Origin of the sequence: Vibrio sp. ER1A (assembly GCF_000733315.1) — a bacterium.
Taxonomy (GTDB): Bacteria; Pseudomonadota; Gammaproteobacteria; order Enterobacterales; family Vibrionaceae; genus Vibrio; species Vibrio mediterranei.
The window spans coordinates 180,523-199,691 of record NZ_JPJA01000087.1 but is presented as its reverse complement, the minus strand read 5'-3'; the positions used below and the strand labels follow the sequence as shown (position 1 = coordinate 199,691).

At 44.4% G+C, this 19,169-nt stretch carries 20 protein-coding genes; 14 read left to right on the top strand and 6 right to left on the bottom strand.

The features are described from left to right. Nucleotide 1 precedes the first annotated feature (1 nt). The gene (gene phoU / locus HW45_RS15595) at nucleotides 2-697 is read left to right on the top strand and encodes a phosphate signaling complex protein PhoU (protein ID WP_006074790.1); all 696 of its coding nucleotides are present in this window, start codon (nucleotides 2-4) and stop codon (nucleotides 695-697) included. 9 nt (nucleotides 698-706) lie between these two features. Here the strand turns inward: phoU and HW45_RS15590 are convergent, their stop codons facing one another. The 4 genes from HW45_RS15590 to HW45_RS15575 form a co-directional block, all read right to left on the bottom strand. Then, on the bottom strand, nucleotides 707-1,195 hold the full coding sequence (locus HW45_RS15590) for a DUF481 domain-containing protein (RefSeq protein WP_038227977.1): 489 nt from the start codon (nucleotides 1,193-1,195) through the stop codon (nucleotides 707-709). An 85-nt stretch (nucleotides 1,196-1,280) separates the two neighbouring features. Further along, on the bottom strand, nucleotides 1,281-2,222 hold the full coding sequence (locus tag HW45_RS15585; protein ID WP_038227976.1) for a LysR family transcriptional regulator: 942 nt from the start codon (nucleotides 2,220-2,222) through the stop codon (nucleotides 1,281-1,283). 87 nt (nucleotides 2,223-2,309) lie between these two features. Then, complete coding sequence (locus HW45_RS15580) at nucleotides 2,310-3,059, bottom strand: copper homeostasis protein CutC (protein WP_038227974.1); 750 nt, start codon at nucleotides 3,057-3,059, stop codon at nucleotides 2,310-2,312. A gap of 192 nt (nucleotides 3,060-3,251) precedes the next feature. Beyond that, nucleotides 3,252-3,860 carry a peroxiredoxin gene (locus HW45_RS15575; protein ID WP_006074794.1) on the bottom strand — a complete coding sequence of 203 codons (609 nt, stop codon included), beginning with the start codon at nucleotides 3,858-3,860 and terminating at the stop codon, nucleotides 3,252-3,254. 187 nt (nucleotides 3,861-4,047) lie between these two features. Here HW45_RS15575 and HW45_RS15570 point away from each other — a divergent pair, with 187 nt between their 5' ends. After that, complete coding sequence (locus tag HW45_RS15570) at nucleotides 4,048-4,953, top strand: hydrogen peroxide-inducible genes activator (protein ID WP_006074795.1); 906 nt, start codon at nucleotides 4,048-4,050, stop codon at nucleotides 4,951-4,953. A 762-nt stretch (nucleotides 4,954-5,715) separates the two neighbouring features. Here the strand turns inward: HW45_RS15570 and HW45_RS15565 are convergent. After that, entirely contained in the window at nucleotides 5,716-6,186 is a 471-nt protein-coding gene (locus HW45_RS15565; protein ID WP_038227972.1) for a CBS domain-containing protein, read from the bottom strand. A 255-nt stretch (nucleotides 6,187-6,441) separates the two neighbouring features. Between HW45_RS15565 and queA the strand changes: the two genes are divergently transcribed. The 5 genes from queA to secF all read left to right on the top strand — a co-directional run bounded on the left by queA (nucleotide 6,442) and on the right by secF (nucleotide 12,114). Beyond that, nucleotides 6,442-7,494 carry a tRNA preQ1(34) S-adenosylmethionine ribosyltransferase-isomerase QueA gene (gene queA / locus HW45_RS15560; protein ID WP_006074797.1) on the top strand — a complete coding sequence of 351 codons (1,053 nt, stop codon included), beginning with the start codon at nucleotides 6,442-6,444 and terminating at the stop codon, nucleotides 7,492-7,494. Between the two features lie 151 nt (nucleotides 7,495-7,645). Then, a complete protein-coding gene (gene tgt / locus HW45_RS15555) occupies nucleotides 7,646-8,779 on the top strand; it encodes a tRNA guanosine(34) transglycosylase Tgt (protein WP_006074798.1) in 1,134 nt (377 codons plus the stop codon). Nucleotides 8,780-8,948: 169 nt separating this feature from the next. Continuing rightward, the gene (yajC, locus tag HW45_RS15550) at nucleotides 8,949-9,278 is read left to right on the top strand and encodes a preprotein translocase subunit YajC (protein WP_006074799.1); all 330 of its coding nucleotides are present in this window, start codon (nucleotides 8,949-8,951) and stop codon (nucleotides 9,276-9,278) included. 22 nt (nucleotides 9,279-9,300) lie between these two features. Then, nucleotides 9,301-11,157: a protein translocase subunit SecD gene (gene secD, locus HW45_RS15545; RefSeq protein ID WP_006074800.1), complete on the top strand. Its 1,857-nt coding sequence runs from the start codon at nucleotides 9,301-9,303 to the stop codon at nucleotides 11,155-11,157. Between the two features lie 9 nt (nucleotides 11,158-11,166). Then, nucleotides 11,167-12,114 carry a protein translocase subunit SecF gene (secF, locus tag HW45_RS15540; protein ID WP_038227970.1) on the top strand — a complete coding sequence of 316 codons (948 nt, stop codon included), beginning with the start codon at nucleotides 11,167-11,169 and terminating at the stop codon, nucleotides 12,112-12,114. Nucleotides 12,115-12,340: 226 nt separating this feature from the next. Here secF and suhB read toward each other — a convergent pair whose 3' ends face one another. Beyond that, nucleotides 12,341-13,144, bottom strand: a complete 804-nt coding sequence (gene suhB, locus HW45_RS15535; RefSeq protein WP_038227968.1) for an inositol-1-monophosphatase — start codon at nucleotides 13,142-13,144, stop codon at nucleotides 12,341-12,343. A gap of 177 nt (nucleotides 13,145-13,321) precedes the next feature. On the opposite strand from suhB, the gene trmJ reads away from it, so the two are divergent. The 7 genes from trmJ (at nucleotide 13,322) to hscA (ending at nucleotide 19,169) form a co-directional block, all read left to right on the top strand. Further along, entirely contained in the window at nucleotides 13,322-14,053 is a 732-nt protein-coding gene (gene trmJ, locus HW45_RS15530; RefSeq protein WP_038227966.1) for a tRNA (cytosine(32)/uridine(32)-2'-O)-methyltransferase TrmJ, read from the top strand. Between the two features lie 112 nt (nucleotides 14,054-14,165). Next, on the top strand, nucleotides 14,166-14,672 hold the full coding sequence (gene iscR / locus HW45_RS15525) for a Fe-S cluster assembly transcriptional regulator IscR (RefSeq protein WP_006072585.1): 507 nt from the start codon (nucleotides 14,166-14,168) through the stop codon (nucleotides 14,670-14,672). Nucleotides 14,673-14,701: 29 nt separating this feature from the next. Beyond that, nucleotides 14,702-15,916 (top strand): IscS subfamily cysteine desulfurase, encoded by a 1,215-nt coding sequence (locus HW45_RS15520; protein WP_006072583.1) that lies wholly within the window; start codon nucleotides 14,702-14,704, stop codon nucleotides 15,914-15,916. A 33-nt stretch (nucleotides 15,917-15,949) separates the two neighbouring features. Continuing rightward, nucleotides 15,950-16,330: a Fe-S cluster assembly scaffold IscU gene (gene iscU, locus HW45_RS15515; protein WP_006072582.1), complete on the top strand. Its 381-nt coding sequence runs from the start codon at nucleotides 15,950-15,952 to the stop codon at nucleotides 16,328-16,330. Nucleotides 16,331-16,388: 58 nt separating this feature from the next. Next, nucleotides 16,389-16,712 (top strand): iron-sulfur cluster assembly protein IscA, encoded by a 324-nt coding sequence (iscA, locus tag HW45_RS15510; protein WP_006072581.1) that lies wholly within the window; start codon nucleotides 16,389-16,391, stop codon nucleotides 16,710-16,712. A gap of 67 nt (nucleotides 16,713-16,779) precedes the next feature. After that, entirely contained in the window at nucleotides 16,780-17,295 is a 516-nt protein-coding gene (hscB, locus tag HW45_RS15505) for a co-chaperone HscB (protein ID WP_006072580.1), read from the top strand. A 23-nt stretch (nucleotides 17,296-17,318) separates the two neighbouring features. Continuing rightward, the gene (gene hscA / locus HW45_RS15500; RefSeq protein WP_006072578.1) at nucleotides 17,319-19,169 is read left to right on the top strand and encodes a Fe-S protein assembly chaperone HscA; all 1,851 of its coding nucleotides are present in this window, start codon (nucleotides 17,319-17,321) and stop codon (nucleotides 19,167-19,169) included.

Genomic DNA, 19,169 nt, shown 5'->3' with positions numbered 1-19,169 from the left:
CATGCATTTTGGTCGTCATATATCTGGTCAATTTAATGCCGAATTAGAATCGATACGTACTCACGTGTTAACAATGGGAGGACTGGTCGAGCAGCAGTTATCCTTTGCGATGCAGGCGTTGCACAAAGACGATCTAGAGTTAGCCAAAAAAGTGGTAAGGGACGATCACAAAGTGAATGCGATGGAAGTATCCATCGACGAGGCATGTACGCGAATTATTGCTAAACGCCAGCCTACGGCTAAAGATCTCCGCTTAGTGATGGCAATCATCAAAACGATAACGGATCTTGAACGTATCGGCGATGTAGCGACTCGAATTGCTCGCGTGGCTATAGAGCAACCATCAACGAAACAACAGAAATTTCATGTCTCTTTAGAGCCGCTATGCCGACAAGCCATCACTATGTTGCATCAAGTGCTTGATGCATTTGCTCGTATGGATGTCGATGCTGCTGCCGAAGTCTATAAATTAGATGACAAACTGGATGCAGAGTATGAAGCCGTGGTTCGTCAGTTGATGACATATATGATGGAAGACCCGAAGAACATTCCTAACATTCTTCAGGTCATGTGGTCAGCTCGAGCCATTGAGCGAGTAGGTGATCGTTGCCAGAATATTTGTGAATACATCATTTACTTCGTGAAGGGTAAAGATGTTCGTCATCTGGACGAGAAAGCCATTAACGACATTCTTTAGTTGGCCAGTTTAGAAACGCCCAATGACACCGAAGTTCAAAGTCATATTCGAGCCTACAGGGATATAGGTGTCTTGTGAGTTAAATACGTCATAATCGAAGCCTGTCTTTAAACCAAAGCTTGAATTGAGCATGTAAACGTAACTTGCTCCAATGCTTAATCCTAGAGAGCTGCGACTGCTCGATTCACTATCACGACTATCACGACCGTAATAGTCTGCAAGACCAAATTCAGCTTGTAGGCCATGGTCCTGCTGGTGTCCAAACATGTGTTGTAAACCTAGGCGATATGAGTCAATACGTTCGTCGTAACGGTTAGTGTTATAGGTCTTGCGTCCATAGCTAAAAAATACAGCATCCATACCTAGTGTGTCTGCTACACCTAACTGAATACCAGCACCATTGTATATACCGATTTTGACGTCAGGTGATACGTGGAACGTTTGAGCTGATGTTGTAAAGGAAAGAGTAGCGATTAGAGGTAACAATAGCTTTTTCATCAAGCACCTTTATAGAACAGTAAAAGTGCGCTGATGTTAGCTGTCGTCATACCGTAAGGCTAAGAAGTGACGCTTATAGCTATCATTAGTCCTGATTATTAATATGTTGCTGTATTTTCTCGCGTAGGATCCCTTCTATCCACTGAGCTTTTGGTGAGTGGCGATTTTTATTATGAACGTAGGCATATAAACCTTTGGTATAAGGCTGATCGTTAAGTTCTACTTTTAAGGCTCTAAGCTGCTTACTGTGTTTACTTGGTAACAAGTTTGAATGAGGCAAAAGCATATCTGTTGACGATACCACATCAATAATTGCTAATACGACCTCAGAACGAAAGCCGACGTTTGCCTCATATCCGTGTTGTTCCAGTATTTGAGCGGCAAAACTAAAGTTGTCATTCCATCCTGGAGAAATGAGAGATGCAATCTCGTAATTGGCAGCCTCATGAGGAGTTATGATATTGCTCTTGAGGGGATGGTCTTGGCGTACATAAACTCGAGCTTCCATGTCGGCTAACTTGTCTCTAGCGATCTCTTTCGAGATACTTTCTAAGTCATAGTGCATCCCGAGGAACACATCACCATTACGAAGTTGCTCTGGGGTTTGCTGGGTCCAACTGGTGAGTTCTAAGTTTAGGTTTGGTGCTTGCTTTCTAAGTTCTATAAACAGAGAGCCCGCCAAACAAGATAATACTATCGGCGCCAAAGCAATTTTTATTGTTCCTTCAAGCTCACTTGGCGAAAAGTCGGAAAGCTGTTCTAAAGAGGCTTCGAGTCCATCTAAATAAGGGGCAATCTTTTCCTCTACTTGAAGAGCAAATGGTGTTGGCTCTAGCCCGCCCTGTACTTTGACGAAGAGTTCATCATCTAAGTGAAATCGCAGCTTTTGCAGAGCTTGACTGATTGCAGGCTGAGTCACAAATAAGCGCTCGGCGGTTTTTCGGGTATTGCGCTCCTGCAACAGAACTCGAAACGTTCTGAGTAGGTTCAAATCGAGCTTTTGGAATAAATTCGCTGACGTTTTCATAAATCCCTAAGAGAAAGTAGTGCGAGATTGAAAGAAGCCTACAAACAGTCGGCTTCTTCTTTGGAACTTTGGTTAAAAGCACAAGCTTTATAAGGAGTTTAGCACTTTCGCTACTGCTCGAATTTTATCACTGCTTGTCACAGGAATGGCAAAGTCATCCACATCATCACTGCCCATTCTTGCATCGTCAGCAATGAAATGCATCTTGCTTTTTCTAGTTGATTTGCCTGAAAGGTGGACTTCCGTAACGTGACTGGTGGCGATGATCTTAGCGATATTATCAGCATTGACTCCAGCTCCGGCCATCAATTCTATGCGTCCATTTGCCAAAGCAGACAGCTTGGCGAGCATATCGCTACCGTCTAGTGCATTTGAGGCCAGTCCGGATGTGAGTATTCGCTCACACCCTAATGCGATTACATCCTCCAAAGCCTGTTCGGGATGCTTGCATTGGTCGAACGCTCGATGGAAAGTTACGCCCAGCTGTAACTCATGAGCCAGTTTTACTAAGCGGATAGAACGAGGCATATCGATGTTGCCATCTTTATCAAGTAGACCTAAAACGATGCCTTGAGCACCATATTTAGCGGCGGTGCGCACGTCTTCTGCCATGATTTCAACATCGTCACAATCATAGAGGAAATCACCTTGTCTAGGACGTATCATGACATAGATAGGAATAGAAGAAGATTGGACAGCTTGTTTAATGAGGCCTGCGTTCGGGGTTAGTCCCCCTAACGCCAAAGATGAGCATAGCTCAATCCGCGTAGCACCACCTGCAATAGCCAGTGGCAGGGACTCGATATTGTCGATACAGACTTCAAGTTGGTAGTTCATAAGGTCTCTCAGTAACTATACTGGGTATCAATATATCTCTGCTTTTGAATTCTGAAAATAGAAAAAGCCCGAGTCGTGACTCGGGCTTTAATTTTTTGGCTAACTCGTTTCTTCTTCAATGATTGGCTGCGTTTTTCGCTTTATATTTATCCAACCATCAACCCTGATTGAGCGCAGGGTGAAGGTATCGAATTATTTAGACAGGTCGTCTGCGTGCTCAGATAGGAACGCAGCAACACCTTTTGGAGACGCGTCCATACCAGCTTTACCTTCTTCCCATTGTGCAGGGCATACTTCGCCGTGCTTCTGGTGGAAGTTTAGAGCGTCAACCATACGTAGCATTTCGTCGATGTTACGGCCTAGAGGTAGGTCGTTAACTACTTGGTGACGTACAAGACCGTCTTCGTCGATTAGGAAAGAACCACGGAAAGCTACGCCTGCTTCTGGGTGCTCTACGTCGTACGCTTGGCAGATTTCGTGTTTAACGTCTGCAACTAGAGGGTACTTAACTTGACCAATACCGCCATCTTCGATAGCAGTGTTACGCCATGCGTTGTGAGAGAACTGAGAATCGATAGAAACACCGATAACTTCACAACCTTTAGCTTGGAAATCAGCAAGACGGTTGTCGAATGCGATCAGTTCAGATGGGCAAACGAAAGTGAAGTCTAGTGGGTAGAAGAATACAACTGCTTTTTTACCTTTAGTGAACTCAGCAAAGTTAAAGTTCTCAACGATATCACCGTTACCTAGAACAGCTGCTGCAGTAAAGTCTGGGGCTTGACGACCAACTAGTACCATTTTTTTGCTCCTAAATAGAGTTTAATTCAAACCATTTTTGGTTTGGTCCGTGTTTGTGCGAGACAAACTATAGTACACATTGTAGTATTGAAAAAAGCGAAATTAATAGATTAATTCCATCGAAAAAAGCGATGAAGCAGTAATGCCGATTCCTTTTTTGATATTGGTCCAAAAACAGGCAGTTACCATGAATAAATGGCCCAGTTTAAAGCAGCTTCATTACTTGGTTACTCTGCATGAGACGCGACACTTTAGTGAAGCCGCAGAGCGCTGTTTCGTCAGTCAGTCTACGTTAAGCAAGGGGATTCAGAACCTAGAAGAACTGATAGGCTGTCCTCTCTATGAAAAGAAAGATAAGAAAAGTCCGTTGGTCTTTACTCAAGCCGGTGAAATGGTGGTTTCACAAGGACGAGAGCTCCTAGCAAAGGGACAAGACCTGATTGAGTTAGGCAACTTGTGTCAAGGTGATGCGATGCAAGGGCAGTTGAAGCTTGGTTGTATCCCTACAATAGCGCCATTTTTACTGTGTGATTTAGTTCAGGAAGTGAACGCGCGTTACCCTCAGCTTAATCTTTTACTCAGAGAAGATACTACCGCGAACTTACTCGCCGCGCTGAGACATGGTGAACTGGACGTTCTCATTTTGGCGCTCCCGATGGACATCGGCAATATGGACAGCTGCATTGTTGGACATGACCCGTTCAAGATGGTCATCAGCCGTAATCAAGCGGACAGAATTCGTGTCCCTATCAAATATGATGATCTACCGGATGAATCGGTTTTCTTGTTAGAAAATGAACACTGTTTAACAGAGCATGCGGTTTCTGCGTGCAAGCTGACTGAGAAAGAGAAAATCAATCCATTTAGCGCAACAAGCTTACATACTTTAGTTCAAATGGTTGCTAATGGATTGGGGACTACATTTATTCCTCAGATGGCGATCGAGCATGGTCTATTGGAGAATCAAAACCTTATTGTCGTTGAGCCTCCGGGGCAGCAAGCTTATCGTGATATTGGTTTAGTTTGGCGACCAAGTTCATCTCGACGTGACTCATTTCTTCAATTGGCGGATGTGGTTTCAGAATTACTTTAGTTTTCAAACTATTCTGCATAAAAGAGAACTGCTAGTGAAAGACACCACTTTTGGTGTCTTTTTTGTTAAATTACTCTAAATGCCTAGGTTAGTGTGTAAAAAAACACAGTTTAATTTTCACAAAATCTTTCAATCAAATCCTGCGCTTCACAGTGTCAATTTCACACTGTCAAATTAAAGAGGTGTGCGGTCGTTATCTAGACATCTTAATGATAACGAGGTGTACCTAGCAATGTTCCTACTTTCGCTATAACCATGTAAGAAACAATGGTTGCCATTTTATGTAATTAAATTACGTAATAAGCCACATTATTTGCACTTTATCAATGATTGTTATTAAGAGTACAAAGTGTCGAATTTTCGAAAAAGACATATTTAGAGTTGATACTCTAAGTTGGCTTAGGTATCGTATTTGTATGTTTTCATTGGAAGATAAGACTTGGTAATGAATCATTTATTTGACTCATTTTGCCACAATGAACATAAAGTTTGTTGACCGTTTCTGTAACTACTTTCGTTTTAAACTTTCAAGTGAGATGAGAGTAAGTGCAGTCAGTGGCTTATCTTAGTGATAAAGAGCCCCAGCTGTGATCGTTTGATTGTCTCTCGTAGTGTTTAAGCGTTCTCATAATGAGTTATCACATCATTGAAAAACAGAAGCTTAACGCTTCGACTGGTTTTGAGCACTGCCTCAGTAGTTCAGTAATGGCTACTGAATGTCGGTAAGTTTGAGCGGCGCAAGCCGCTCCCTTTTTTTGACTGTTACGCGTCTAGTGCTTCCGAATCGCTACTCTCTTCAACTTCGTCCGGCTCGACTTCTTCTTGAAGTTCTAGCAAGTTAATCGCAATCGCGACAAAATCACTGTCAGTAATAATGCCAACTAGTTGTTTATTTTTCACAACAGGTAGGCATCCCACTTTGTGTTTTTGCATGTAGAGTGCACTTTCTTTTAATCCGGCTCTTGGTTCCACCGTCATAATATTACTGTGCATGAGTTCACTCAATGGGGTGGATAATGTGTAAGACTGGTCGCTTGGGATTTTTTGTAGGATGGATTCTTGTGCCGCCAAAACATCACGTTGAGAAACAATGCCGAGCAAATGACGTTCTGCATCAACGATAGGTATATGCCTGATATCGAGTGCTTCCATCGTATGTTTAGCATCGGCTAGGGAGTGAGACCGCAATAGGGTGTGAGGGTTGCGAGTCATCATATCTTCGACCTTAATCATAGGGCCTCCAACTCGTTCTGATTGTGTACTTTAACTATAGAATTTTTCATGGATTAAGTCTGAGACAGGCGTCGTTTTTTGTAGCGCCAGTCACAAAATAAACTTACTGATACTAAGGTTAAATTGTGTACCCTAAAAACACAGCATTTACGTTGGGTAATGACGGTTCAGCTTGCTATTCCAACGGGTCACTTTATACTATGCGGCTGCGAATTTTTTCGCCGTTTTTGTCGCTTAATATAGAAGATTGGTGTTATGCAAGTTTCAGATTTTCATTTTGATTTACCAGATGAGCTTATCGCTCGCTACCCTAAAGCCGAAAGAAGCTCAAGCCGACTGCTTCAGCTAACCGGAAATACTGGTGAAGTCGTAGATGGAAGCTTCACTGATATTGTTGACCAAGTACAGCCGGGCGATTTGCTCGTGTTCAATAATACTCGCGTGATTCCAGCACGAATGTTTGGACGTAAAGCGTCAGGCGGTAAAATTGAAGTACTTGTCGAACGTATGCTTGATGACAAGCGTGTCTTAGCTCATGTTCGATCTTCTAAAGCTCCAAAACCAGGTACAGAACTGTTCCTTGGAGAGAATGATGAATACCAAGCGTTGATGGTTGCTCGTCACGACGCACTTTTTGAGATTGAAATGCAGTCTGAGAAGACGGTTCTTGATATTCTTAATGATATTGGCCACATGCCATTACCTCCTTATATCGATCGTCCAGATGAGGATGCCGATAAAGAACGTTACCAGACCGTTTACAACGAGAAACCCGGTGCGGTTGCTGCTCCTACCGCTGGTCTGCACTTTGATGATGCTGTACTTGAGAAAATCAAAGCCAAGGGCGTAAACTTTGCCTATGTGACTCTGCATGTTGGTGCAGGTACTTTCCAACCTGTGCGAGTTGAAAATATCAACGACCATCATATGCATGCGGAATACGTTGAAGTGCCGCAAGAGGTCGTAGACGCGATCAATGAAACCAAAGCAAACGGTGGCCGAATTATTGCGGTCGGTACAACATCCGTTCGTTCTCTAGAAAGCGCTGCGCAAGATGCGCTGAAAAACGGCACAGAGCTAGTGCCATTTTTTGGTGACACAGAGATCTTTATTTTCCCGGGATATGAGTATCAGCTGGTGGATTGCTTAGTAACCAATTTCCATCTCCCTGAGTCCACACTCATCATGCTCGTCAGTGCCTTTGCGGGTTACGATAATGTGATGAGCGCATACCACCACGCTGTAGAACAGAAGTACCGTTTCTTTAGCTACGGTGATGCGATGTTCATTACCAAAAAGACCGCTTAATATTTTTATTTCACTCAAGGAGCCAGTGGAATACGGTAAGGATTACCAACTTCACTAGTCGCTTGGCTAGTGCATTCAAGTGCGACAAGCTACGCTTGTTAGTGCGTTTTAAGATTGAGTCAGACTGTGTCTCTGGCAATGTGGAGGCTTCGTGAAATTACAATACGAACTAAAAAAGAAAAATGGCCACGCTCGTCGTGGTCAATTGACGTTTGAACGCGGGACGGTACAAACGCCAGCGTTTATGCCTGTTGGTACTTACGGTACTGTGAAAGGTATGACACCAGAAGAAGTAAAAGGTACTGGAGCTGAAATTCTTCTAGGTAACACTTTCCACCTTTGGTTGCGCCCAGGTCAAGAAATCATGAAGATGCACGGCGACTTGCATGACTTCATGAACTGGCATGGCCCAATCCTTACCGATTCAGGCGGCTTCCAAGTATTTAGCCTTGGGGATATTCGCAAAATCACTGAAGAAGGTGTGCATTTCCGTAACCCAGTAAACGGTGACAAGATTTTCATGGATGCTGAAAAATCGATGGAAATCCAGAAAGATCTTGGCTCTGATGTGGTGATGATTTTTGACGAATGTACGCCATACCCAGCGACCCATGCTGAAGCGAAAAAATCGATGGAAATGTCATTGCGCTGGGCACAACGTTCTCGCGATCATTTCGACAAGCTTGAGAACCCTAACTCGTTGTTTGGTATTGTCCAAGGTAGTGTGTACGAAGATCTACGTGATGTGTCTGTTGAAGGCTTAACTAATATTGGCTTCGACGGTTATGCGGTTGGTGGTCTTGCTGTTGGTGAGCCAAAAGAAGACATGCACCGTGTATTAGAACATACAACGCCTAAACTACCTGAAGACAAACCTCGCTATCTAATGGGTGTAGGTAAACCTGAAGATTTAGTTGAAGGTGTTCGCCGTGGTATCGATATGTTCGATTGCGTAATGCCGACTCGAAATGCACGTAATGGACATCTATTTGTAACCGGTGGCATTGTTAAGATCCGTAATGCAACGAACAAGACGGATACAGGTCCATTGGATGAGCATTGTGATTGCTACACCTGTAAAAATTACTCTAAAGCGTATCTGCATCATTTAGATCGCTGTAATGAGATCTTAGGCGCTCGCTTAAACACGATTCACAACCTACGCTACTACCAACGTCTGATGGAAAGCATCCGCACTGCGATTGATGAAGACCGTTTTGATGAGTTTGTAGAAGAGTTTTATGCACGACGCAATCGCGAAGTGCCGCCACTAGATATGAAATAGTTGGCTAAATAAACGGCTATCCCTGCAATTGGTACCAAATCCTAGCTCTCGGTCACATTTTTTATGTGTTTAAGTCGCTATGAAACATTGAGTTACCGTTTGCTTCTTGAAAAGATAGGGGGATAGCCCAATTTTGGATATGTATTTACATTAAAGAGGATGTTTTCCGATGAGTTTGATTTCTGCAGCTCACGCAGCTGAAGCGGCACCACAAGGTGGCGGTTTTGAAATGCTAATTATGCTTGGCATGTTTGCGGTAATTTTCTATTTCATGATTTACCGCCCACAAGCTAAGCGTGCTAAAGAGCATAAAAACCTAATGGCTTCTATGGGTAAGGGTGATGAAGTCCTAACTAATGGCGGTCTAATTGGTAAGATCACGAAAATTGCTGAAGACAACGACTACATTGCTATCGCTCTTAACGACAACAATGAAGTAGTTATCAAGAAAGACTTCGTTACTGCAGTGCTACCAAAAGGTACGCTAAAGTCTCTATAAAAACAGCTAAAGGATCCTCGCTGTGCTAAACCGTTATCCTTTGTGGAAGTACCTGATGGTGGTGTTTGCCATCGCCATTGCAGCTTTGTATGCACTTCCCAATCTATACGGTGAAGATCCGGCTATTCAAATTACAGGGGCGCGTGGCGCCTCTGTTGATATGTCGACGCTGGATACTGTCACCAAAGCTCTTGAAGAAGAGCAACTTTCTCGTAAGTCCATTGCTTTAGAAAATGGCTCCATTCTTGTTCGTTTCAACGATACTGATACTCAAATCAGTGCGCGTGACGTAATCAGCCAAGCTTTAGGTAAAGATTCCATTGTTGCATTGAACCTAGCGCCAGCTACGCCAAACTGGCTAGAGTCGATCGGTGCAAACCCAATGAAATTAGGCTTGGACCTTCGTGGTGGTGTTCACTTCTTGATGGAAGTGGATATGGACGCTGCGATGGAAAAGCTGGTGGGTCAGCAAGAAGAAGCATTTCGTAGTGAGCTTCGTGAAGACCGAATTCGCTACCGCTCCATTCGTCCATCGGGCAAAGATGGTGTTGAAGTACTACTTCGTGACGCTGAACAACTCGCGGAAGCAAAAGCGGTGCTAACCACGAAACACCCAGACATGGACTTCTTTGATTCTGACTCAAATGGTCGTTTCGCACTCGTAGCGCGTTTTAAAGAAACTCGTCTACAAGAGATTCGTAACTATGCTGTTGAGCAGAACATCACCATTTTACGTAACCGTGTAAACGAACTGGGTGTGGCTGAACCTCTGGTTCAACGTCAAGGTGCTAGCCGTATCGTAGTTGAACTTCCAGGTGTACAAGATACTGCTCGAGCTAAAGAGATTCTTGGTGCAACGGCAACGCTAGAATTCCGTGAAGTAGACAGCTCAGCTGATCTTGCAGCGGCTGCGAATGGTCGAGCGCCAGCGGGTAGTGAAATCAAGCAAGACCGTGACGGTCGTCCTGTGGTGTTGAAGAAGCGCGTTATTCTCGGCGGTGCGAGCATTACCGATGCAAGTTCAAGTGCTGATGAATATGGTCGCCCACAAGTTAACATCTCGCTAGATAGCGAAGGTGGTAACAAAATGGCGGCGTTCTCACGTCAGAATATTGGTAAGCTGATGGCAACGGTTTTCGCTGAGTATAAAGACAGCGGCAAGCGCACACCTGAAGGCAAAGTTATTCTTGATAAGCATGAAGAAGTCATTAACCAAGCGACGATTCAATCGGCACTTGGTCGCAACTTCCGCATCACTGGTATCGATTCTGCCGCCGAAGCTCACAACTTAGCTCTGCTATTGCGTGCCGGTGCTCTGATTGCACCTATTTCGATCGTTGAAGAGCGTACCATCGGTCCATCAATGGGTCAGCAAAACATCGATATGGGCATTAAGGCATGTATTACAGGTATGATCGCCGTAATGCTATTCACCTTGGTCTATTACCGTCGATTTGGCCTATTTGCCAATATGGCACTAATGGCTAACATCGTATTGATCGTTGGTGTGATGTCGATGATTCCTGGTGCAACGATGACGTTGCCAGGTATTGCAGGTATCGTACTTACCGTAGGTATGGCGGTTGATGCAAACGTTCTGATATTTGAGCGGATACGTGAAGAGCTAAAAGAGGGGCGTAATCCTCAACAAGCGATTCACCAAGGTTATGCCAATGCATTTAGTACCATCGCTGATGCGAACATTACCACGCTAATTACCGCGATTATTCTATTCGCAGTAGGTACCGGAGCAATCAAAGGCTTCGCGGTAACGCTGTCGATTGGTATTATCACTTCAATGTTTACTGCCATCATTGGTACACGATGCCTCGTGAACCTAGTGTATGGTGGTAAGCGTATCAACAAGTTGTCGATCTAAGGGTTAGTTATGTTTCAGATATTGAAAGCAGACAAAACGATCGACTTTATGCGTTGGTCTAAAGCGGCATTTGCCTTGTCGCTCGTGATGATAGGTGCTGCCATCTTTACTCTGTCAACCAAATGGTTGAACTGGGGTCTAGACTTTACTGGCGGTACGTTGATTGAAGTTGGCTTTGAGCAGCCGGCTAATCTTGAGCAAGTTCGTTCGGCTCTAGATGCGAAAGGCTTTGGTGATGCAACGGTTCAGAACTTTGGTTCATCTCGTGATGTCATGGTTCGTCTCCGTCCGCGTGAAGATGTACAAGCGGAAGCACTAGGTAACCAGATTTTGGACGCGATTAAACAAGGTACGGGCGAAAGCGTTGAAATGCGCCGTATCGAGTTTGTTGGTCCGAACGTGGGTGATGAGCTGACCGAAGCCGGCGGTTTGGCGATCCTAGTATCGTTAATCTGTATCTTGATCTATGTATCTGTACGATTCGAATGGCGCTTAGCGGCAGGTGCGGTACTAGCACTCGCGCACGACGTTATAATTACGTTGGGTATTTTCTCTTTGATGCAAATCGAAGTCGACCTTACTATTGTTGCGGCACTGCTTACCGTAGTCGGTTACTCGCTCAATGATACGATCGTTGTTTTCGACCGTATTCGAGAAAACTTCCGTAAGATGCGTAATGGTGAGCCAGCTGACATTATGAACAGCTCAATTACTCAAACGTTAAGCCGTACTTTGATTACGTCTGGTACTACATTATTCGTAGTTATCGCACTCTTTACTCAAGGTGGTGCGATGATTCACGGGTTCGCAACAGCCTTGCTATTAGGTATTACCGTTGGTACTTATTCTTCAATCTATGTTGCATCGGCTCTGGCTCTGAAACTGGGTATCCAGAAAGAGCACTTAATGCCACCGCAGATTGAGAAAGAAGGTGCAGAGTTTGATGAGATGCCTTAAGGCATCGAATTAGACTTCAAGTGCGTCGTCATCCCCACACAGGCGTGACTCACGGATGACGAAAGCATCGTCCTAAATCGCAAAAGCCACTCTATCGAGTGGCTTTTTTTGTCTGTCATAAATGGATGACAGTAACTTTCTCACTGCGTCGAAAACGCTAAAAAAAATCCCGACCAATGGCCGGGATTTCAAATTCAGCTGTGACGGGCTGTGAGTCTTAAGCTAATTACTTAAGGATAGCTTCGTTACCATTCTCGCGAATGATTTTAAGCATGCTCTTAGCACCACGTGCACTTGCAGCAACAACGTTACCAGACTTCATGTACTCAGTACCGCCTGAAAAATCAGTTACGATAGCGCCAGCTTCACGTGCGATAAGCTCACCTGCAGCCATGTCCCATGGTTTTAGGCCTAGTTCGAAGAAGCCGTCTAGACGACCTGCACCTACGTAGCAAAGGTCAAGAGCAGCAGAACCTGCGCGGCGGAAGTCTGCACATTCAACAAACATTGCTGACATGATCTTAAAATAGCTTTCAGAGTGCTGTTTCTGCTTCGAAGGGAAACCTGTACCGATGACAGTACCTTTTAGGTCTTTTAGTGTGTTAACACGGATTCGAGCGTTGTTTAATTGAGCGCCAGCACCGCGTTGTGCAGTGAATAGCTCGTTTAGCATTGGATCGTATACGCACGCAACTTCAGTTTTACCTTTAATGCGAACCGCAATAGATACTGAGAAATGTGGAATACCTTTAACGAAGTTATTAGTGCCATCCAGTGGGTCGATGATCCATTGTACGTCGCTATCTTTACCTTCAATCATGCCACCTTCTTCAGCGATGATGCTGTGGTCAGGGTAAGATGTTTGAATAGTATGGATAATGAGTGCTTCAGCTTCTTTGTCTACGTTAGTAACAAAGTCATTAGTGCCTTTCTGTACCGACTCGATCTTGTCAGTGTTTTCTAGTGATTTAGCAATATGGTTGCCCGCTTTACGCGCAGCGCGTATAGCGATATTTAGCATTGGATGCATACGAATTTTCCCAACGGATGTTAAAGAACAAAAAGCGGCGGCGAGTATACCAAAGTTTTGGCAAAAAGGAAGTGGTTATTTTTTGTTCTGTCATTGGGGTGAATAAAAAGACCCTGACTATTTTAGTCGGGTTTATGTTATTATTCGTCGGTTTTGTAATCTCGGTGCAATTTGACAATGCTAGACAACGTGAAAATCGTCCTCGTCGGAACCTCTCACTCCGGTAATATCGGCTCAGCTGCAAGAGCGATGAAGGTGATGGGTTTAAGCCAGATGGTCTTGGTTGACCCACAATGTGAGGTAGATGCTCAAGCGATTGCGCTTGCAGCGGGTGCTAGTGATATTGCGCTTGGCGCTCAAATTGTTGGTTCATTGCAAGATGCTATTGAAGATTGTGGTTTGGTTGTTGGCTCAAGTGCGCGCTCTCGTACACTGGATTGGCCTATGATTGAACCAAGAGAGTGTGGCGAGAAGTTTGCCATAGAAGGTGAGCAACACCCTGTTGCTTTGGTTTTTGGTCGTGAACGCACTGGCTTGACCAACGAAGAATTGCAGCTTTGCCATTTTCATACTTGTATTCCTGCAAACCCGGAATACAGCTCTCTTAACTTAGCGATGGCGGTTCAGACATTAAGTTATGAAGTACGTGTTGCACATTTGCAGCGTGTGGCCAACCAATTTCCTGAACAAGAGCAAGCTGAGTATCCACGTCACAAAGAGCTAGAATTATTCTACCAACACCTTGAAAAAGTCATCACCGATACCCAGTTTATCTCTAAGGATAAACCAGGGTTAGTAATGAACAAATTACGAAGAATGTTCAGCAGAGCTCGCCCTGAGTCACAGGAAATCAACACGTTGCGTGGTATTTTAACGTCAATAGAAAAAGGGCTAGGGGTTAAAAAATAACCGCTTTTTCTGTTGGGTTAAATACCTGACTATTTTAGTCAAATAAATACTTGATTAAAATAGTCAGGTATGGAAAAATCGAAACCACATAATCAATGTGGAAACGTGTGATATGAGACTAACATCAAAAGGAAGATATGCAGTAACGGCGATGCTAGATGTCGCACTGCACTCACAGCAAAGCCCAGTACCTCTGGCAGATATCTCTGAACGTCAAGGGATCTCACTGTCATATTTAGAGCAACTGTTCTCAAAATTGCGCAAAGCTGGACTTGTAGCCAGTGTACGCGGTCCAGGTGGTGGTTACCGACTCGGCGCAGAAGCGTCTGATATTGCAATTGGAACGGTGATAGCTGCTGTTGATGAGTCTGTTGATGCAACCAAATGTGCTGGCAAAGGCGATTGCCAAGGTGGTACACGTTGCCTCACTCATACGCTTTGGAGAGATTTAAGCTCTCGCATTAGTGACTTCTTAAATAACATCACTCTTGGTGAGCTGATGGTAGATAATGAAGTATTAGAAATTTCAGACCGACAAGACGTAGATCTTGCGGTAAATCATGGGTTCTCAAGAAAAAGTACAAGCACCGCACCCATCGGAATTAATGTTCGCTCGTAAGTAGTGTTGCTTTTACATTGGAGTAAAGAATGAAACTGCCTATTTATCTAGACTACTCTGCCACATGTCCTGTTGACCCGAGGGTTGCAGAAAAGATGGTTCAATTTATGACGATGGACGGTACCTTTGGTAACCCAGCGTCACGATCACACCGTTTTGGTTGGCAAGCAGAAGAAGCAGTAGACAACGCGCGTGAGCAAATCGCCGATCTGTTGAACGCAGATCCTCGCGAAATTATTTTCACTTCGGGCGCGACAGAATCAGACAACCTTGCTATCAAGGGTGCTGCTCATTTTTACGCTAAAAAAGGTAAGCATGTTATTACCTGTAAAACAGAGCATAAAGCAGTACTTGACCCATGTCGTCAATTAGAGCGTGAAGGCTTTGAGGTAACGTATCTTGAGCCGGAAGCCAATGGTCTTATCGATTTAGCAAAGTTAGAAGCTGCAATGCGTGACGATACTGTGCTTGTTTCTATCATGCACGTAAACAACGAAATTGGTGTTGTTCAAGATATCGCCGCTATTGGTGAGCTATGCCGCAGCAAGAAAATCGTTTTCCACGTTGATGCTGCGCAATCGGCTGGCAAATTGCCAATTGATGTTCAAGAAATGAAAGTTGACTTAATTTCAATGTCAGCTCACAAGATTTATGGCCCTAAAGGTATCGGTGCACTTTACGTTCGTCGTAAACCACGTATCCGTTTAGAAGCACAAATGCACGGTGGTGGTCATGAGCGTGGTTTCCGTTCTGGTACGCTACCGACTCACCAAATTGTTGGTATGGGCGAGGCATTTGCTATTGCTAAGCAAGATATGCAAAAAGATTATGACCATGCAAAATCTCTGCGTGATCGCCTGTTAAACGGTGTTAAAGATCTTGAAGCCGTTACGATCAATGGTGACCTAGAGCAGCGTGTACCTCACAACCTAAACGTGAGCTTCGCATTTGTTGAAGGTGAATCACTACTGATGTCATTGAAAGATCTTGCAGTATCATCTGGTTCAGCATGTACTTCAGCGAGTCTAGAACCGTCTTATGTACTTCGTGCATTAGGCTTGAACGATGAACTGGCACACAGCTCTGTACGTTTCTCGTTTGGTCGCTTCACGACAGAAGAAGATATCGACTACGCGATTGAGCAAATTACAACAGCAGTGAACAAGTTACGTGACATGTCTCCTCTATGGGATATGTATAAAGAAGGGATTGACCTAGATACGGTCGAGTGGGCACACCACTAATCTCACGATAGTAGAGGATTCGAGGAATTTATTATGGCATATAGTGAAAAGGTTATTGACCACTATGAAAACCCACGTAATGTAGGGTCGTTTGATAAAAATGATCCAGCTGTGGGAAGTGGTATGGTGGGCGCGCCAGCTTGTGGCGACGTAATGAAGCTTCAGATTAAGGTAACACCAGAAGGTATTATCGAAGACGCGAAATTCAAAACCTACGGTTGCGGTTCAGCTATCGCATCAAGCTCACTGGTTACAGAGTGGGTAAAAGGTAAATCAATTGAAGAAGCTGCGGCTATCAAAAATGCTGAAATTGCTGAAGAACTAGAGTTGCCGCCAGTGAAAGTTCACTGCTCAATTCTTGCGGAAGACGCAATTAAAGCCGCCGTAGCCGATTATAAGAAAAAGCACGACTAAATCGCTTGGATAACCAAGCCTTAATATATCATCAAGAGAAGCAAACAAAGGTTGTAGTATGGCCATCTCAATGACAGAAGCAGCAGCAAGCCGAGTAAGGACGTTTTTAGAAAACCGCGGTAAAGGTATTGGATTACGTTTAGGTGTAAAGACCACTGGGTGTTCTGGTATGGCCTATGTTCTTGAGTTTGTTGATGAACTTGATGATGGTGATGAAGTCTTTGAGCATGAAGGTGTGAAAGTCATCATCGATGCAAAGAGCTTGGTTTATCTCGATGGAACAGAGCTTGATTACGTGAAAGAGGGCTTGAACGAAGGGTTCGAATTCAACAACCCAAACGCAAAAGGCGAGTGCGGTTGTGGTGAGAGCTTTAATGTTTAACCTTTAATAGTCGTGGTGCAGTTGGTTTAGCCAGTTGCTCCACGATTCTTGTTTGCGAGTCTATGTTATGAACCATTTCGAACTATTTGGGCTACCTATTCAGTTTCAGCTGGACGGTAGCCTTCTTTCTTCTCAATTCAGAGAATTACAGCGACGCTTTCATCCCGATAACTTTGCTACCGCTTCCGAGCGTGACCGCATGCTTGCGGTTCAGAAAGCAGCGCAAATCAATGACGCATACGAAGTACTTCGTAAGCCAATTTCTCGAGCAGAGTATCTGCTGGCTGAGAATGGCGTAGATATTCGAGCTGAACAGCAAACCTTGCAAGACCCTATGTTCTTAATGGAACAGATGGAACTGCGTGAGACCCTCGAAGAAATAGAGACCTCAAGTGATGTTGAGTCAGAACTCTTTGACTTTGAGGCGAAGGTCAGCAAAATGTTCAAATCACAACTGCTTGAGTTACAACAGCTGCTCGAACAGAATCAGTGGCCACAAGCTGCGGATAGCGTCAGAAAACTAAAATTTATCGCCAAGTTGCAAAGTGAAATAGAACAGCTCGAAGATAAGCTGCTTGGTTAATGGAAGCTCCCAAGGATATTTGAATGGCATTACTTCAAATCGCAGAACCCGGTCAAAGCTCTGCGCCACACGAACATAAGTTGGCTGCAGGTATTGATCTAGGGACTACAAACTCTCTAGTTGCAACGGTAAGAAGTGGAGAAGCAGCCACGCTACCAGATTCGAATGGCAGAAATATCTTGCCTTCGGCCGTGCATTATACAGAAGAGTCGACCACGGTCGGTGTTGAGGCTCGTGATAACGCAGCTTCTGATCCAGTGAATACTATTATTTCGGTAAAACGCTTATTAGGTCGTTCACTTGCGGATGTTCAAAGCCGTTACCCATCTATGCCTTACTCTTTGACAGAAAGTGATAATGGTCTGCCAGTATTACAAACGCGTGGTGGGGCGAAGAATCCTATTCAAGTGTCCTCTGATATCTTAAAAGCACTTTCTCAACGTGCAGAAGAATCATTAGGTGGCGAATTAGCAGGGGTGGTTATCACGGTTCCTGCCTACTTTGATGATGCTCAGCGTCAAGGCACAAAGGACGCAGCGAGCTTAGCTGGTTTACATGTCTTACGACTACTCAATGAACCTACTGCAGCCGCGATTGCTTATGGTTTGGATAGTGGTCAAGAAGGTGTGATTGCTGTTTATGATCTTGGTGGCGGCACCTTTGATATATCTATTCTGCGATTATCTCGTGGCGTGTTTGAAGTACTCGCAACGGGCGGCGATTCAGCGCTGGGTGGCGATGACTTTGACCATTTGGTTGCAGAACATTTGCAGCAGCAAATTGGTAAGGCTGAACTAACGGTTCAAGAGCAGCGTGAATTACTGGACGCAGCAACGCAAGCTAAGATCGACTTGAGTCAATCTGATGTCGCAAGTGTGGATGTGCTAGGTTGGCAAGGCGAATTAGAGAAAGCTCAATTTGAAGATCTCATTCGTGCCTTGGTTAAGAAAACCCTTCTTTCTTGTCGCCGTGCTCTAAAAGATGCGGAAGTGGACGCTGAGGAGGTACTTGAAGTCGTCATGGTGGGTGGTTCAACCCGTACACCTTTGGTTCGCGACATGGTAGGCGAGTTCTTTGGGAAAACGCCTCTGACTAGCATTAACCCTGATGAAGTCGTTGCGATTGGTGCTGCCATTCAAGCGGATATTCTTGCAGGAAACAAACCTGACTCTGAAATGCTGCTACTCGACGTACTGCCTTTGTCTCTAGGTATTGAAACCATGGGTGGCTTGGTCGAGAAAATTGTTCCTCGAAATACAACCATCCCAGTTGCTCGTGCTCAAGAGTTTACCACTTTTAAAGACGGTCAAACGGCTATGTCGGTTCATATTGTTCAAGGTGAACGTGAAATGGTTGATGATTGTCGTTCTCTTGCTCGTTTTTCACTTAAAGGTATTCCTCCAATGGCGGCGGGTGCTGCGCATATTCGTGTCACCTATCAGGTTGATGCAGATGGTCTATTGTCTGTCACTGCGATGGAAAAGAGCACTGGTATTCAATCTGATATTCAAGTCAAACCATCATACGGACTAAGCGATGATGAAGTGACTAATATGCTCAAAGATTCGATGACCTACGCTAAAGACGACATGTTGGCTCGTGCCTTGGCTGAACAACGTGTGGAAGCCGATCGCGTTATCGAAGGGTTAATTGCAGCGATGCAAGCTGATGGCGATGCTTTACTAGATGAACAAGAAAAACAAACACTAGTAGAAGCCATTGAAGCACTAATTAAATTGCGCAATGGTGACGATGCCGACGCCATTGAACAAGGTATAAAAGATACTGATAAAGCGAGCCAAGAATTTGCTTCTCGTCGTATGGACAAGTCCATTCGCGAAGCTCTTGCCGGTCAATCAGTAGATAACATTTAA

Bases quoted from the DNA above. Each gene is read 5' to 3' on its own strand.
- phoU (WP_006074790.1), top strand. From the start codon at position 2: ATGCATTTTGGTCGTCATATATCTGGTCAATTTAATGCCGAATTAGAA.
- HW45_RS15590 (WP_038227977.1), bottom strand. From the start codon at position 1,195: ATGAAAAAGCTATTGTTACCTCTAATCGCTACTCTTTCCTTTACAACA.
- HW45_RS15585 (WP_038227976.1), bottom strand. From the start codon at position 2,222: ATGAAAACGTCAGCGAATTTATTCCAAAAGCTCGATTTGAACCTACTC.
- HW45_RS15580 (WP_038227974.1), bottom strand. From the start codon at position 3,059: ATGAACTACCAACTTGAAGTCTGTATCGACAATATCGAGTCCCTGCCA.
- HW45_RS15575 (WP_006074794.1), bottom strand. From the start codon at position 3,860: ATGGTACTAGTTGGTCGTCAAGCCCCAGACTTTACTGCAGCAGCTGTT.
- HW45_RS15570 (WP_006074795.1), top strand. From the start codon at position 4,048: ATGAATAAATGGCCCAGTTTAAAGCAGCTTCATTACTTGGTTACTCTG.
- HW45_RS15565 (WP_038227972.1), bottom strand. From the start codon at position 6,186: ATGATTAAGGTCGAAGATATGATGACTCGCAACCCTCACACCCTATTG.
- queA (WP_006074797.1), top strand. From the start codon at position 6,442: ATGCAAGTTTCAGATTTTCATTTTGATTTACCAGATGAGCTTATCGCT.
- yajC (WP_006074799.1), top strand. From the start codon at position 8,949: ATGAGTTTGATTTCTGCAGCTCACGCAGCTGAAGCGGCACCACAAGGT.
- secF (WP_038227970.1), top strand. From the start codon at position 11,167: ATGTTTCAGATATTGAAAGCAGACAAAACGATCGACTTTATGCGTTGG.
- suhB (WP_038227968.1), bottom strand. From the start codon at position 13,144: ATGCATCCAATGCTAAATATCGCTATACGCGCTGCGCGTAAAGCGGGC.
- trmJ (WP_038227966.1), top strand. From the start codon at position 13,322: ATGCTAGACAACGTGAAAATCGTCCTCGTCGGAACCTCTCACTCCGGT.
- iscR (WP_006072585.1), top strand. From the start codon at position 14,166: ATGAGACTAACATCAAAAGGAAGATATGCAGTAACGGCGATGCTAGAT.
- HW45_RS15520 (WP_006072583.1), top strand. From the start codon at position 14,702: ATGAAACTGCCTATTTATCTAGACTACTCTGCCACATGTCCTGTTGAC.
- iscU (WP_006072582.1), top strand. From the start codon at position 15,950: ATGGCATATAGTGAAAAGGTTATTGACCACTATGAAAACCCACGTAAT.
- iscA (WP_006072581.1), top strand. From the start codon at position 16,389: ATGGCCATCTCAATGACAGAAGCAGCAGCAAGCCGAGTAAGGACGTTT.
- hscB (WP_006072580.1), top strand. From the start codon at position 16,780: ATGAACCATTTCGAACTATTTGGGCTACCTATTCAGTTTCAGCTGGAC.
- hscA (WP_006072578.1), top strand. From the start codon at position 17,319: ATGGCATTACTTCAAATCGCAGAACCCGGTCAAAGCTCTGCGCCACAC.